The organism is Rhizobium sp. WYCCWR10014 (genome assembly GCF_001657485.1).
Classification (GTDB): Bacteria; Pseudomonadota; Alphaproteobacteria; order Rhizobiales; family Rhizobiaceae; genus Rhizobium.
The window spans coordinates 13,815-28,894 of the sequence record NZ_LXFU01000022.1 but is presented as its reverse complement, the minus strand read 5'-3'; the positions used below and the strand labels follow the sequence as shown (position 1 = coordinate 28,894).

15 protein-coding genes are annotated in these 15,080 nt (G+C 60.8%); 6 read left to right on the top strand and 9 right to left on the bottom strand.

The window, feature by feature from the left end:
* The first annotated feature begins 35 nt into the window (after window positions 1-35).
* Genes A6U98_RS02010 through eat form a run of 3 tightly spaced genes read left to right on the top strand, consistent with a single transcriptional unit; the run spans window position 36 to window position 3,570 of the window.
* Window positions 36-1,433, top strand: coding sequence for an ethanolamine ammonia-lyase subunit EutB (locus A6U98_RS02010; RefSeq protein ID WP_064647620.1), 1,398 nt, complete (start codon window positions 36-38; stop codon window positions 1,431-1,433).
* Window positions 1,430-2,176, top strand: a complete 747-nt coding sequence (gene eutC / locus A6U98_RS02005; RefSeq protein WP_064647618.1) for an ethanolamine ammonia-lyase subunit EutC — start codon at window positions 1,430-1,432, stop codon at window positions 2,174-2,176. The genes A6U98_RS02010 and eutC overlap by 4 nt, the downstream gene beginning before the upstream one ends.
* 29 nt (window positions 2,177-2,205) lie before the next feature.
* Window positions 2,206-3,570, top strand: coding sequence for an ethanolamine permease (eat, locus tag A6U98_RS02000; RefSeq protein ID WP_064647616.1), 1,365 nt, complete (start codon window positions 2,206-2,208; stop codon window positions 3,568-3,570).
* 158 nt (window positions 3,571-3,728) lie between these two features.
* On the opposite strand, the gene A6U98_RS01995 is transcribed toward eat, so the two are convergent.
* On the bottom strand, window positions 3,729-4,247 hold the full coding sequence (locus tag A6U98_RS01995; protein WP_064647614.1) for a DUF2937 family protein: 519 nt from the start codon (window positions 4,245-4,247) through the stop codon (window positions 3,729-3,731).
* Window positions 4,248-4,394: 147 nt separating this feature from the next.
* On the opposite strand from A6U98_RS01995, the gene A6U98_RS01990 reads away from it, so the two are divergent.
* On the top strand, window positions 4,395-4,637 hold the full coding sequence (locus A6U98_RS01990) for a hypothetical protein (RefSeq protein ID WP_064647612.1): 243 nt from the start codon (window positions 4,395-4,397) through the stop codon (window positions 4,635-4,637).
* A gap of 127 nt (window positions 4,638-4,764) precedes the next feature.
* Complete coding sequence (locus tag A6U98_RS37035; RefSeq protein WP_197496329.1) at window positions 4,765-4,917, top strand: hypothetical protein; 153 nt, start codon at window positions 4,765-4,767, stop codon at window positions 4,915-4,917.
* A 67-nt stretch (window positions 4,918-4,984) separates the two neighbouring features.
* On the opposite strand, the gene A6U98_RS01980 is transcribed toward A6U98_RS37035, so the two are convergent.
* Window positions 4,985-5,275: a BON domain-containing protein gene (locus tag A6U98_RS01980; protein WP_064647608.1), complete on the bottom strand. Its 291-nt coding sequence runs from the start codon at window positions 5,273-5,275 to the stop codon at window positions 4,985-4,987.
* Window positions 5,276-5,339: 64 nt separating this feature from the next.
* Entirely contained in the window at window positions 5,340-5,990 is a 651-nt protein-coding gene (locus A6U98_RS01975; protein ID WP_064647606.1) for a hypothetical protein, read from the bottom strand.
* Between the two features lie 380 nt (window positions 5,991-6,370).
* On the opposite strand from A6U98_RS01975, the gene dxr reads away from it, so the two are divergent.
* On the top strand, window positions 6,371-7,561 hold the full coding sequence (gene dxr, locus A6U98_RS01970; RefSeq protein WP_064647604.1) for a 1-deoxy-D-xylulose-5-phosphate reductoisomerase: 1,191 nt from the start codon (window positions 6,371-6,373) through the stop codon (window positions 7,559-7,561).
* Between the two features lie 62 nt (window positions 7,562-7,623).
* On the opposite strand, the gene ugpC is transcribed toward dxr, so the two are convergent.
* The 6 genes from ugpC to A6U98_RS01940 form a co-directional block, all read right to left on the bottom strand.
* Window positions 7,624-8,697 (bottom strand): sn-glycerol-3-phosphate ABC transporter ATP-binding protein UgpC, encoded by a 1,074-nt coding sequence (gene ugpC, locus A6U98_RS01965; protein WP_197496328.1) that lies wholly within the window; start codon window positions 8,695-8,697, stop codon window positions 7,624-7,626.
* Window positions 8,698-8,721: 24 nt separating this feature from the next.
* Window positions 8,722-10,644 carry a glycoside hydrolase family 127 protein gene (locus A6U98_RS01960; RefSeq protein ID WP_064647600.1) on the bottom strand — a complete coding sequence of 641 codons (1,923 nt, stop codon included), beginning with the start codon at window positions 10,642-10,644 and terminating at the stop codon, window positions 8,722-8,724.
* A gap of 20 nt (window positions 10,645-10,664) precedes the next feature.
* On the bottom strand, window positions 10,665-11,528 hold the full coding sequence (locus tag A6U98_RS01955; protein ID WP_064647598.1) for a carbohydrate ABC transporter permease: 864 nt from the start codon (window positions 11,526-11,528) through the stop codon (window positions 10,665-10,667).
* Complete coding sequence (locus A6U98_RS01950) at window positions 11,525-12,442, bottom strand: sugar ABC transporter permease (RefSeq protein WP_027666834.1); 918 nt, start codon at window positions 12,440-12,442, stop codon at window positions 11,525-11,527. The genes A6U98_RS01955 and A6U98_RS01950 overlap by 4 nt, the downstream gene beginning before the upstream one ends.
* Before the next feature lie 74 nt (window positions 12,443-12,516).
* Window positions 12,517-13,755 (bottom strand): sugar ABC transporter substrate-binding protein, encoded by a 1,239-nt coding sequence (locus A6U98_RS01945; protein WP_064647597.1) that lies wholly within the window; start codon window positions 13,753-13,755, stop codon window positions 12,517-12,519.
* A 54-nt stretch (window positions 13,756-13,809) separates the two neighbouring features.
* Entirely contained in the window at window positions 13,810-14,787 is a 978-nt protein-coding gene (locus tag A6U98_RS01940) for a LacI family DNA-binding transcriptional regulator (RefSeq protein ID WP_064647595.1), read from the bottom strand.
* Window positions 14,788-15,080: the final 293 nt, after the last annotated feature.

The window sequence follows — 15,080 nt, the reverse complement described above, 5'->3', positions numbered from 1 at the left end:
GGGCATCGAATAGGCTGATCGACGGCCAGGAGCAGATGACAACATATTCGATCGTTCTAGGACGCGAACGCCACGTCTTTCAGGATCTGAAATCGGTATTGGCTTGCGCTTCGCCGCTGAAATCAGGTGACGTGCTGGCCGGGATCGCAGCGTCAAGCAATGAGCGGCGCGTGGCCGCCCGCTACCTGCTCGCGGATATGCCTCTCAAAACTTTCCTGGAGGATCTCGTCATCCCATACGAGGTCGACGAGGTCAGTCGACTGATCATCGACCGCCATGATTGGATGGCATTCGCGCCGGTATCTCATATGACGGTCGGTGAGTTTCGCGATTGGCTTCTCTCCTACGACGCGACCTCCGAAAAACTGCTCGCCATTGCACCAGGCCTCACCCCCGAAATGGTCGCGGCGGTCTCCAAGATCATGCGCAACCATGATCTGATCACCGTCGCCGGCAAATGTAAGGTGGTCACGGCCTTTCGCTCCACGATCGGTCTGCCCGGCAGACTGTCGAGCCGCCTTCAGCCCAATCATCCCACCGATGATCCTGAAGGCGTTGCCGGCTCGACGCTCGACGGACTTCTTTATGGGATCGGCGATGCGGTGATCGGCATCAACCCGGCTACCGACAATCTTGAAGCCTGCACAAGATTGATGGTTCTTTTCGACCGGCTGCGCGAACGGTTCGATATCCCGACCCAATCCTGCGTGTTGACCCATGTCACCACGTCAATCAAGGCGATCGAAGCTGGAGCGCCGCTCGATCTGGTGTTCCAGTCAATCGCCGGTTCGGAAGCCGCCAACAAGGGTTTCGGCGTCGATCTCGCCATCCTCAGGGAAGGCCAGCAGGCAGCACTTTCCATGAAACGCGGCACGGTCGGAAACAATGTCATGTATCTGGAGACCGGCCAGGGCAGCGCGCTATCGGCCGACGCCCATCATGGTGTCGACGAGCAGACGGTCGAGACGCGGGCCTATGCCGTTGCTCGTGAACTCAATCCGTTGCTCGTCAATACAGTCGTCGGCTTCATTGGCCCCGAATATCTTTTCGACGCTAAGCAAATTATCCGCGCCGGGCTCGAAGATCATTTCTGCGGAAAACTGCTTGGTGTGCCGATGGGGGTCGATGTTTGCTACACGAACCATGCGGAAGCCGACCAGGACGATATGGACAATCTGATGGTGTTGCTGACTGTTGCTGGCGTCAGCTTTCTGATTGCGGTGCCCGGCGCCGACGACGTCATGCTCAATTATCAGAGCCTTTCCTACCACGATATTGTCGGCCTCCGGCACCAGTTCAATCGTCCGCCCGCCCCGGAGTTTGAAGCCTGGCTCCACCGCATGGGCATGCTTGATCAAACGGGTCGTCTTGCGCCGGCCAGCGCCTCGGGCGCCTTCTCCCGTAATCTCTTGAGCTACAGGGCATCGGCATGAGTCCCTTCGAACGAGATCCGTTTGCGCGGTTCCGCAACGCCACCCGCGCCCGGATTGGGCTTGGAAGAGCCGGCGACGCCTTGCCGACATCGGCAATTCTCGACTTCCAGCTTGCCCATGCCCGGGCGCGGGATGCGGTGCATGGGCATGTGGATTTTGTCGCCCTTGCCAAACAGCTTGCGCCCGTGCCGACGGTGCGGATTCGGTCTCGCGCCAAAGACCGCACGATCTATCTGGCGCGCCCGGATCTCGGCCGCCAGACCAACGCAGACGATCTCCCGAACCCAGGCGATCGTTATGATATCGCCTTCATCATTGCAGACGGACTTTCGGCCTCGGCGGTCGAGCACCACGCAGTGCCGCTGTTTAAGGCCTGCATGAAGCGTCTCGGCGGCTTCAGCATCGCCCCGGTGGTATTGGGCGAGCAGGCGCGGGTGGCATTTGGTGATGAGGCAGCAGCGGCGTTTGGTGCGGAAGTTGCCATCGTGCTGATCGGCGAGAGGCCGGGACTAAGCGTGCCTGACAGTCTCGGCGCCTACATCACCTTCCGACCGCAATCGGGACGGCGGGACAGCGAGCGCAATTGTATTTCGAATATTCATGCGGACGGGCTCAGCTACGAGGTTGCAGCGGACAAGATCGTTTGGATCGTCCGGGAGGCGCTTCGCTTGCAACTGACCGGTGTCGATCTCAAGGAAAATGCCGAAGGCGCCATAGAAGCGCTGCCACACCAAGAAGCATAAAGTTCAATCTACAAAAAAGGGGAACAATCATGTCAAATTCTCAACCGACGCTCGCCAAGAGCCTGACTGGGCTGCATTTATGGGGACTTGCAGTCGGCCTCGTCATCTCGGGCGAATATTTCGGCTGGAGCTATGGCTGGGCGGCTGCCGGCACACTCGGCTTCTTGATCACCACGATCCTGATCGCCGTCATGTACACCACCTTTATCTTTTCCTTCACGGAATTGACGACGGCCATTCCGCATGCCGGCGGCCCTTTTGCCTATGCACTCAGGGCTTTCGGCCCGCTCGGCGGCTTCGTTGCGGGCTTTGCGACATTGGTTGAATTCGTCTTCGCCCCTCCGGCCATCGCGCTGGCCATCGGCGCCTATCTCAATGTGCAGTTCCCGGGGCTCGATCCGAAAGTGGCGGCTGTCGGCGCCTATATCATTTTCATGGCGCTGAATATTGTCGGCGTTACCATCGCGGCAACCTTCGAACTCTTCATCACCATTCTGGCGATTGCCGAACTGCTGATCTTTATGGGTGTCGTCGCGCCGGGCTTCTCTTTTGCCAATTTCGCGGCCAATGGTTGGGCTGGCGCCCCTGAATTCTCGGTCGGTGCCATTGGAGGCATCTTTGCCGCCATTCCATTTGCCATCTGGTTCTTCCTGGCGATCGAAGGCGCGGCGATGGCCGCAGAGGAAACCAAGAACCCCACCCGTACCGTGCCGATTGCCTATATCGCAGGTATTCTGACACTCGTCTTCCTCGCCTTCGGCACCATGATCTTCGCCGGTGGCGTCGGCGACTGGCGCACGCTGTCCAACATCAACGATCCGCTACCGCAGGCCATGAAGGCGGTCGTGGGCGAATCCTCCGGTTGGCTGCATATGCTGGTCTGGATCGGCCTGTTCGGCCTGATTGCCTCCTTTCACGGCATCATCATGGGCTATTCCAGGCAGATTTTTGCGCTGGGCCGCGCCGGCTACCTCCCTGAGGTCCTTGCAAAAATCCATCCGAAATTCCGCACGCCTTATCTCGCAGTCATTGCAGGTGGCGCCGTCGGCATCGCAGCCATCTTTTCCGACAGCCTGATCCAGATCGGCGGTTTGCCGCTGACCGCCAATATTGTCACCATGTCGGTGTTCGGCGCGATCATCATGTACATCGTCTCGATGGCGTCGCTGTTTAAGCTGCGTCAGGCCGAACCTGAACTCGCCCGACCCTTCAGGGCCTGGGGTTATCCCGTGGTGCCAGCCATTGCCCTCGGGCTCGCCCTCGTCGCGCTGGCAGCGATGATCTACTACAATTTCCTGATCTTTGTGATCTTCCTCGCGATGGGCGTGGTGGCATTCGGCATTTGGCGCCTGCTTTCAGGTGGCATCGCCAAGGAAGCGGCAGCGTCCACGTAACAAGGCTCTCTGGCCCGATCATCGGGAAGGCAATCGGACGAACCGGTTCCGATCAATATCGACGACCCCCGCCGAAGTTTGGCGGGGGTGATTTCAGCGCAAAGCTTGACTGATATCATTACGTTCCAGGGCCAGTGTCACGTTCACCACCGATTGGTTCACCGCACCTGACGATGGACTCGCCGCGTCCTCGTGACCCGCCGCGCACCCAATCCCAGCAGTGCAGCCACGACCCAACCTCCGACAAAACCAATCGCGCCCCAGACGAGACCCGCAAAGCTGACAGGCACGCCGGGCACGAAGTCGCGCCAGGTATTGGCGAAAACGACGTCATCGGCATTCCCCAGCAGGACAAAGGGCTTGGCGACGGGTGCGGCGGTGCCGAGGTGGAACTGCTGCGACAGCAGCGTTTCGTAGCGCGTAATCGTGCTTTGCATCGAGACGCCGCGGTCGCGCAGGAAATCGTCGGATGATTGCGCATAGGTGTTCAGCGCCTGCTGGCGATCGAGATGGTGCTCGGCGGCCTGAGTATTGAAATCCTCGACGATGACCCGCAATTCGTCGATCGCTCCGCCGATCCGCTGGCGGTATTGCTGCGCAAATTCCGGCGCCTGCGAAAACACCGTGCCGCCGGCAAGCCCGGCGACGATGGTGATGATCCTTGCAATCGGTCCCATGATCGATGCCTCCTGCTATACCCCAGCGCTAACGATCCGGCGCGTCAAAGGTTTCTGCCGTCGACACAATCGGTAACTCTATGTGATTGAACCGACGGCGCTTCCGGCGAGTTGATGCCGTGACCAACTCAGAAAGAGAGGCTTGTCATGAAACAGATTATCCTTGCCTGCACGCTCGCTGCTGCGTCTATCTTCTCCGCAATGCCGTCCCAGGCGGCAAGTGTGACGATCACCACGGATGACGCGCGCCCCAATTACCGCCACGCGGAACGGCCATATTACCGCCATCACACGAGGCCGCGCCACGTCTCCCAGGATTGCTTCACCAAGACGGAAAAAATCCGCCGTCACGGCCATACGGTCGTCAAGGAAACCCGAATCTGCCGTTAAGGCAAACCTTATGCAGGAAAGCCCGGCTGATCTTCCCAGCCGGGCTTTTCATTTGATCTGCCCAAATCTCGCAGATGAGGAACTTCGCCATATCAGCCGCGTTTATTGTGAAACTGGAGTATTCATCATGCGTATCAAGATGATTCTTTTGGCCATCGCCTATGTCGCCGTCAGCGCCGTGCTGATTGCCATCGCCTACCAGCCGCAGGGGTCGGTCGCCGCGCAGAAAACGGATCGTCTCGCCGGCTCGTCCTTCCTCGTCGAACGCTTCGCCGGTTGATCGGCTTATCGGCGACGATGTGGAAATAGTCCTCGCCCGGCAGGGTCCGGGCTCGGAGCCCCGTTGGTTAGTGCGAGCCGTCGAGCGAGGATCCGCCAAGCAGGATGCGGTTCTGGACCGCATGCACACCCTCGACCGCCTTGGCGACCGCGGTTGCCCGTTCGATTTCCCCGACCGTGCCAACGGTGCCGCTCAGCACGATCTGGTCGTTTTCCATCGTCACCTCGACATCCGACGCATCGATGCCGCCGGCAATCGCCAGAGCATTGGCAACGGCTGCCTCGACCGTTGCGCGATTGGCGATCTCTATTTCCATCTCGGGTTCGAGCCCGTGAAATGTCTGCTCCTTGAAAACCATGATCCGTTCCTCGGTGAAAGCTTCGTAGGAAACGCTGATCGGCGGAGTTTGGTTCAGTCCCCCGCTACCAGTTGACGCGATAACGAAGATTGACGCTGCCCGCCTGACCCCCGGAAAATGGATTGCTCACCGAAGCATCGAGATTGAGGTTCGGCAGAATGGCCTGGCTGACCCCTACCGTGCTCGAGAAGTCGCCGCTGGCATTGCTGACGCCTGTCCCCGCCGAAAGCGAGGTTCCCGTCCAGGGATGGATCAGCTTCAGCGCCTGCGATGCCGTCACCGAAGCCTGCCGGGCCTCGACCGCGTCATATTGCACGCTAATGGATCGGCTCGATTGCATGTCGAGCGAATCGGACAGTATCCAGCTGCGCGAGCGGCTGAGGGTCAGCGCGCCGCTGCCGCGCAGCGTATCGACGCTGACACTCGCGCCTTGTTGTGACCGGCTTGCCGGGGTGACGCTCGTCCTGATGATCCTGCCCCAAAGCATTGCCTGTTCGGAATCGGGCAGCAGCGCCCCGCCTTTGGTCGAGGCAAGCGCGATGTCGGCGCCGGCGCTCGTTTCCCATTCCGCCGGCAGGCGAAACCCCATCGTCGCCTTGTAGGACTGGTCCGAAAGCTTGGCCGGCGACCAAATCAGCAGGTCGTCCGCCCTGGCTCCGGCGGTGAGCGAGGGTAGGATGGCGAAAAGAATGCATGCTATTTTGAATGTCGACATGAAGTAGAACGTTTTGCCTGACAGAGGGCTGCAGCGCCGAAACCGACGCGGCAGCACATATGAAAGCGCTCGCAACGAACGCAATGAGGGATCACGGCCAAGCCGCCCATCCCGGTTTCATCCTCGATTTAATGGTTGGCCGAAAGGCCGGCGGCACCGAGTGCCTGTTCTTCGATGGACGCCGCAGCGCCCCGACTTGCCATACGCCCGTGTGACCGGCCGCAGCGGAACCGAATCCACCAGCAATGTTATAAGGATCACATCCGGCCGCTGCTCTGTAAACCCCTCAAGGGTTGAAATCTGCTGCACCGCACACTTGCCGCTCCCTCCAAAGCCTAGTAGAGCCTGAGCCTACGAGAGAAATTTTCGCGAAATTCTACATGATGACCGGCAAAAGCGCGCCGCGGCGCCTCAGCATCTTCGGTTCGACGGGTTCGATCGGCCAGAATACACTCAATGTCGTCGATCATCTGGGCGGACGGGAGAACTTCGAAATCTCCGTGCTGACCGGCAGCGGCAATGTCGAATTACTGGCCCGGCAGGCGAAATTATCCGGCGCGCGGCTGGCGGTGACGGCAAACGACCGCCATTACGAATCACTGAAGAGCGCACTTTCCGGCAGCGGCATCGAGGTCGCCTCGGGAAAATCCGGCCTGATGGAAGCCGCCGACCGCGAAGTCGACTGGGTGATGGCGGCAATCGTCGGCACCGCGGGCCTGGCCCCGACCCTTGCCGCCGCACGCCGCGGCGCCGATATCGCTCTTGCCAACAAGGAATGCCTGGTATCGGCCGGCGATCTGTTCATCGCAGCGATCCGCGAAGGCGGCGGCAGGCTGCTTCCGGTCGATAGCGAGCACAACGCCATCTTCCAGGTGCTGGAAGAGAACCAGCGTCACGCCATCGAGCGCGTCATCCTGACGGCGTCGGGCGGCCCCTTCCGCACCGCCTCGCTGCGTGACATGGCGGATGTGACGGTGGAAACCGCACGCGCCCATCCAAACTGGTCGATGGGATTGAAGATCTCGATCGACAGCGCCTCGATGTTCAACAAGGCGCTGGAGATGATCGAAGCCCGGCACCTTTTCGGCCTCAGACCCGAACAGATCGAAGTCATCTTCCATCCGCAATCGATCATTCATTCCATGGTCGGCTATACGGATGGGTCGGTGCTGGCGCAGCTCGGCGCGCCCGATATGCGCACCGCCATCGGTTATGCCCTGTCCTTTCCGCGCCGGCCGAACCTGCCGGTCGAGCGGCTGGATTTCGCCAAGCTCGCCAGGCTGGATTTCGAGGCGCCGGATGAAGTGCGGTTTCCGGCGCTGCGGCTCGCACGCCTGGCGATGATGCGCGGCGGCGTTCAGGGTGCGGTGCTGAACGGCGCCAAGGAAGTGGCGCTCGAAGCCTTCATCGAAGGGCGGCTGTCCTTCCTCGCCATGGCCGAGGTCACCGAGAGGGTCATGGACGATCTGGCCGGCCTGCCGCCGGCTGCCGGCATGGACGATGTCTTCGCCGCCGACAGGGAGGCCCGGCAAAGGGCGGCGGAGCTGATGACACTGGCGATCGCCGAGTGAAGTTCAGACGGGCCGATCGCCGAGTGGTCGCCCCGCCTGTGATCCTGACCACCGCTATTGGTCTAGCGCAACCGGTTGCCACCCTCGTCGAACAACCGGCAATCCGACGGTTCAAACAGCAGACTCACCTGCTCGCCCGCCGCGATACTGATCGGTGAGCGATGCTCGACGGTGAGCGACTGGCCATCGGCAAGCTGGCAATAGAGATATTGCGTTCCACCGAGATATTCTGAGAAATCTACCCTGGCCGTCAGGCTGCCCGATAGATCGGATGCAACCTTCAGATGCTCCGGCCGCAGACCGAGCGTCACCACGCCACCAACCGGCCGGTTTGCGGGCGGCAGACCGCTTTCGATCTGCCGGCCGGCGACTTCGACCAGGCCTCCCTCACCCCAGCGGGCATTCAGCAGGTTCATCCGGGGCGAGCCGATGAAGCCCGCCACGAAGGTATTCGAGGGATTCTCGTAGATTTCCCGCGGCGTTCCCGCCTGTTCGACGCGGCCGTCGCGCAGCACCACAATCTTGTCGGCGAGCGTCATCGCCTCGGTCTGGTCGTGCGTGACATAGATCATCGTGTTGCCGAGTTCGCGGTGGAGGCGGGCGATCTCGATGCGCATCGAAACGCGCAGTTCCGCATCGAGATTGGACAGCGGTTCGTCGAACAGAAAGACGTCGGGCTTGCGCACGATCGCCCGGCCGATCGCCACACGTTGCCGCTGGCCGCCAGAAAGCTGTCCCGGCCGCCGGTCGAGAAGATGGTCGATCTTCAGGATCGCGGAAGCGGCCTTGACGCGCGTCTCTATCTCCGCAGCATTGGTGCGCGCCATCTTCAAGCCGAAGGCAAGGTTGTCGCGCACGCTCATATGCGGATAGAGCGCGTAGGACTGGAAGACCATGGCGATGCCGCGCTCGGATGGATCGAGGTCGGTGACAACACGTCCCTTGATCTCGACCTCTCCGTCGGTCACGTCTTCCAGGCCGGCGATCATGCGAAGAAGCGTCGATTTTCCGCAGCCGGAAGGGCCGACGAAGACGACGAATTCGCCCTCCGCGATCGTCAGGTCGATCCCGTGGACCACCTGCAGATTGCCATAGCTTTTTCGCACGTCCTGGAGCACGACGCTCTTGTTACCCATACCGTTCGTCATCCCCAAAAAGACCTATCTGTCCGACTGGACCCAGACGAGCATCTCTCCGGGCGCACGGTTGTCCCAGAGATGATAGGGCACGAAACGCGCGGTGGCGACCTGCCTTTCGGCCGGCGCCTTGCGGTAGAGCGCTGTTCCCCAGTTCGATGTTTCCTCGCGCTCGACCTTGAGATCGAGGGCGACGGCATCATTGAGATCCTTCAGCACGATGGTTTCGGCTGTGGAGAGCTCACGGGGCAGGACGATGGCGTTGAGGTCTTCGCCGTTGTCAGTCGTTTCGACGCAATAGACCAGCGGGCCGCGCATCAATGCAACGCGCCCGGCATCCTGGCGCACCTTCGGGTTGGCATATTGCGGCCGAAGCGCCAGCGGCAGGTAGAGGGCGACACGATCGCCCGCGGCCCACTCACGATCGATCCTGGCATATCCGTCACGCATATTGGCGTTGAGATCGAGCATCTCTCCATTAACGCTGAGGGTTGCACCATCCGCCCAGTCCGGAATGCGTAGCGACAGCGCGAATTGCGCCGGCTTCTCCAGCCTGGTGGTAAAGGCGACCGCGCCGTCCCACGGATAGTTGGTGGTCTGCTCGAGTTCCACCTCGGCGCCGTTGGCAAGCTTCAGCCGCGCGGTGCTCTCGCCATAGAGGTGCACGGCGATCTCGTGATCCGAAACGGCGTACATGTAGGAGCCGATCGAGGTCACCAGCCGGGCGATGTTGGGCGGGCAGCAAGGGCAATGGTGCCACTTCCACCGGTGGTGCTTGCCGGCACTTTCGAGCGGATTGTCATAGAAGAATGTCTTGCCGTCGGTCGAAAGCCCCGGCAGCGCGCCATTGTAAAGCGCCTGCTCCATGATGTCGGCGTAGCGCCGATCCGGACCGCGGCCGAGCATGCGGCTCGCCCAGAATACCAGCCCGACCGAGGCGCAGGTCTCCGCATAGGCGGTATCGTTCGGCAGATCGAAGTAATCGGTAAAGCCCTCGTTGGAGGCTGCCGGCCCGATGCCGCCGGTGATGTACATCTGCTTGGTCGTCAGATCGTCCCAGAGCGTTTCCAGCGCTGCCGTCAGGCTATCGTCCTTGTATTCGGTGGCGATGTCGGCCATGCCCGAATAGAGGTACATGGCGCGCACCGCGTGGCCGACGACCTTTGTCTGCGCGCGCACCGGCTGGTGCGCCTGCGCGTATTCATAGGTCTTCTGGTGGTACTGGGAGACATCGCGGCCGTCGCGGCTTGCTTCCGCCGTGAAGAAATGCGGTTCGGTGCCGCGTTCGTCGATGAAGTATTTCGACAGCTCGAGATATTTCTTCTCTCCGGTCACGCGGGCGAGCTTGACCAGCGCCAGCTCGACTTCCTCATGGCCGCAATAGCCTGATATCTGGCCTTCGCCATGGCCGAAAATCTTGATCATGTAATCGGCATAGCGGCACATGATGTCGAGCAGCTTGCGTTTGCCGGTCGCCTGATAATAGGCGACGGCGGCTTCCATGAGATGGCCGGCGCAATAGAGCTCGTGATGGTCGCGCAGGTTGGTCCAGCGGCGGTTCGGTTCGACGCGCTGGAACCAGGCGTTCAGATAGCCGTCCCCGTCCTGCAGCTTCTCATACATGTCGATGATCTCGTCGGCCCGCGCTTCGAGCTTCGGGTTTGGCCGGCGATAGAGCGAATAGGCGATCGTTTCGATCGACTTGCCGAGGTCGGAATCCCAGAACATCTGCGTCGTCCCGCCCCATGGCTGGATGGGAATGACGACCCCGGGACTTGGCTGATCGACGTCGATCGCCTTGAGCATGCCGGCCTCGACGCAGCGGTCGAGCAGGGTCTCGGCGGTGGAATTGCAGACGGCGTCCTGCCATTTGCCCCAGAAGCCGCCGAGCTCCACATCGGGAACGGCGACGGGACGAAACTGGCGGTCATTGCTTGGTTTGGTCATGGGCTCCACTTTCTCTAGGATCATTTCACCGCGCCGGCCATCAGCCCGCGCATGTAGTAGCGTTGCAGGAGCAGGAAGACGATCAGGCAGGGGATCGTCATGACGACGACACCGGCCTGGACCGCTCCCCAGTTGATGGCGCCGAGCCGTCCGGCGCGAACCGCCGTCATCAGCACCGGCAGGGTGTATTTCTCATTGCTGGAGAGCAGCACGAGTGCTGCGAGAAACTCGTTCCAGGCATTGAGGAAGGCAAAGATCGCGACCGTCGCGACGCCGGGAAGCACCAGCGGCAGAAGAACCCGGACCAGAAGCCTGAGGTCGCGCGCGCCGTCGATGCGCGCGGCCTCTTCGATCTCCTTCGGCACGGCGTCGAAGGCGTTGCGCATCATGAAGACCGAGAAGGGCAGCTGCAGCGTCACATAGACGAGCGTCAGTCCAAGCAGCGAATTGTTGAGGCCGAGCTTTGCGAGGATGATGAAGAGCGGCGTCAGGATCGATTGGAACGGGATCATCAGCGTCGCGATGATCAGCACGAAGAGCGCATTCTTCATCGGAAATCGATACCGCGAGAAGCCGTAGCCTGCGAGCAGGCTGACGGCGACGGTCAGCACCACGGTGGCGACCGAAACGAACAGCGAATTGATCATGTGCCGCCAGATGCCGGCGCCGAACGTGTCGAGCAGTGCATAGGAATCGATACTGACCCCGGAGGTCGGCCATGGCGGCAGGGGCGGCAGGCTGGCCTCCGTGCCATGCCGGAAGGACGACAGCAGCGTGATCACAAAGGGGGCGAGAAAGAAGATCGATATGGCAATGCCGGTCAGATGATAGACCGACTTCGTCCGGATGGCCTTGCGCGCGCGGCGTTCCCTTGAGGTGGTCATGGACGCTCCTCCCCGACGCGAAGCAGCCAGAGCTGCACGATGCTGATCGCCACCAGGATGGCGAGAAGCACGATCGAGAGTGCTGCGCCATAACCGAGATTGAACGACACGAAGGACTGATTGAAGATGTAGTAGACCACCGAGATCATCTTGTTCTGCGGTCCGCCTGACGTCATGATGTAGAACTGGTCGAAGGCGAGGATCGAACCGGTGACGGAGACGATCAGCGCCAGGGCAATCGTCTTGCGCATCAGCGGCAGCGTCAGATGCCGGAAACGCTGCCAGCGGCCGGCGCCGTCGATGCGGGCGGCCTCCGTCAGCTCGGACGGAATGGCCTGCAACCCGGTCAAAAGAATGATCATCGTGAAGCCGGCGATCTTCCAGACGACCATCACCACGATCGTCAGAAAGGCGGTGTCGAAGGTCGCAAGCAGATTGGGGCTCTTTTCGACGAGGCCGAGCGCCTTCAAGGCCGGGCCGATGAAGCCGCTATCGACATTGGCGAGCCAGACCCAGAGCAGCGAGGCGGTCGCAAGGCCGACCACGACGGGCAGGAAGATGATCGTGCGGTAGGCGCCGACGAACTGCCGTTCCTTTTCGACGAAGATTGCCAGCGGAAAGGCGATCGCGAAGATCGCGATGGTGACGATCACTGTGTAATAGGCCGTGAAATTCAGCGCTGTCATGAAACGGGTGTCGTTGGCCATGCGGAAATAGTTGTTGAAGCCGATCCAGCGCGAAGCCCCCATCAGCGGCCAGTTATGCAGGCTCATCCATCCGGTGAAGAGAACCGGCATGATGAAGAAGACGATGACCAGCGCCATGGCCGGCGCGATGTAGACGAGGCCGCGCCAGTTCGATCGGCGCCGTCGCCTGCGCCGAGGCAATAGAATCTCTGAACCGGAACCGGTCATCAAAACGCTCCGCATCTGTCGAGTGGAATTGGCCGGGAAGCTGCCACCGCTCCCCGGCCGCGGCCGGGAGAGAGTTATTGGCCGCTATCGATGATCGATTGCATTTCCGATTGCGCACTCGAAAACGCGCCGTCGACGTCGTCGCCGAAGATCGCAGCGTTGGTGAAGCTTGCCCATGGCCCGTTGGCGCTGTTGATCAGGTCGTTGAACTGCAGCGTATAGGGTGTCTTGGCGACACCGATCGCCTTCAGGCCGACCTGCATGCGCGGATCGAGGCCCTCAAGCACCTTGTCGGCGATATCGCCGCGCGTCGGCAGGCTGCCATACTTCGCCATGATCTTCTGGCCGTCCATCGAATACACATATTCGAGGAACTCCTTCACCGCGTCGATCTTCTTCGTGCCCTTGGTAATGACGAAGTTGTCGCCGCCGGCAAAGGATGAAGGCTTCCCGTCGACGCCGGGAATGAGGGTTACGCCGAAGTTGATATCGGGATGCTCGGTCACCAGCGTGCCGATGGCAAAGGCGCCAAGGCTCTGCTGGCCGATCTTGCCATTGGTGAAGGTCAGGAAATTCGCGCCGTTGTCGCTGGCGGCTCCCGCCGGCACGAGGTCCTTCTTGACCATGTTGCGGTAGAAATCGACGGCCTTGCGCATCTGAGGCGTATCGAGCGTTGCGGTCTTGCTGTCGGCCGACAGGATATCGGCGCCCGCACCCCAGACGAGCGGCGTGAATGTGAAGATCATGCAGCCGCCGCAGCCGCCGCCGGAAAAATAAAAGCCGTAGGTATCGTCACCCAGCGCCCGGATCTTCTCGGCATTAGCAGTAATTTCGTCCCAATTCGCCGGTGCCTTTTCCGGGTCGAGACCGGCCTTCTTGTAGAGATCCTTGTTCCAGGCAAAGACGGATGTTTCGACCGACAGGGGCAGGCCGTAGATCCGGTCCTGGTAGGTACCCAAGCGAACATGCGATGGCGAAAGCGAGTTGAAATAGGGCAGGGATTTTGCCCAGTCCGTCAGGTCTTCGAGCTGGCCGGCCGCGGCAAAGGCCGGATTATAGATCAGATCCATCGACAGCGCGTCCGGCGCCTGTCCGCCGGCGATCGCCGTCGCATATTTCTGCACGAGCTCGGAGAACGGCACTTCGGTCATCACGACCTTGTTCTCGTGACCGGAATTATAGGCTTCGACGACCTTCTTGAAGGCGTCGCCGATCCCCGTGCGAACCCACATTTCGACATTTTCGGCAGCCGATGCGGCCGACAAAAGACATAAGGTAGCGATGCTGGTCGCCGCCAATAGACGCTTGATCATGACACTCCTCCCAATATGGCGCATCTCCTCGCGCCTTTGCTCATTCTCTTGTTCTCATTCCGTGGGGGCTTTTCCCCCGCATGACTGCCGGACGATCAGCCGGCACGGCAATTTCCTCACTCCCGGCTCGACAGGCCGTCCTTCCGCCAGCGCAAGCACCGTCAATCCGGCTTGCCGCCCGAGCTCCTTCAGTTCCATGTCCACCGTCGTCAGCGGCGGCCTCGTTTGGGCCGCGACAATCTCCCAATTGTCGAAGCCGATGACCGAGACATCCTGCGGCACCTTGACGCCGCGCTCACGCAACGCATCCACAGCACCGCGGGCGATCTGATCATTGCCGCAAAAGAGCGCATCCGGTTTTTCTCCCGGCCTCTTCCAAAGCTGTTCGACCGCCTCATGCCCCCAGCTTTCCGACCAGACGCCGTAGAGCACCGGTTCGCGGTGACCTGCCACCTCGTGATAGGCGCCGGCACGCTCCCGCACCGAGAAGAAGTCCTGCGGTCCGGTGACATGCGCGATCCGCCGCCGCCCGATCTTCGTCAGCCATTCCACAGCCAGCTTCGCACCCTGCTCGTCGTCCGATCGGAAAGTAACACTGTTTTGCGCTCCCTCCGTGAACGCATAGACGACGGGCACATGCAGATTCGACAGGTCGACAGGCAGACGTCTGTCCAGGCGCTTGCCTGTTGCGATGATGCCGTCGACCTGTTTGTCCAGCATCGCGTCGACATGAATCTGGGCGAGCGCCGGATCATCTTCGATGGCGCACAGGAAGACCGAAACGCCGTGATCGACGAGAGCATCCGAGATACCCGCCATGACAGGCAGCGTGAAACGGCCGTAAGTATCGTTCGTCAGCAGCCCGATGGTGAAACTGCGCTTGCTGAGAAGACCTCTCGCCAGCGCATTCGGCCGATATCCGATCTCGGCGGCGATCCGTTTCACCCGTTCGCGCGTTTCCGACCCCATCCGGCCGGTATCATTGAGAGCTTTCGACGCCGTCGAGATGCTCACCGCGGCAGCCGCCGCCACCTCGTGGATGGTGATCCTGCCTCTTTTTCCTCCCGATATGTTCAGAACGTCCTCCTTCTGAAGTGACCTGAGAAAAGCTTTTACCAACCTCCATGTCAAGTGAGAAAAGGTTTTCTCACGCGACGCCAAGGCTCGGATTGGCAAGGCCATTTGCGGGACGGGCAAGCACAGGGAAAGATCCATGCGCATCGGTCGGGCCGATTGCGATGTGTCATCGGCGTTGAGACCAAGCGCAGAGCGGATGATCTTGGACTGGCAGGGGAGTTTTGCTGCAGTGTCTTGCAGAAGCAAGA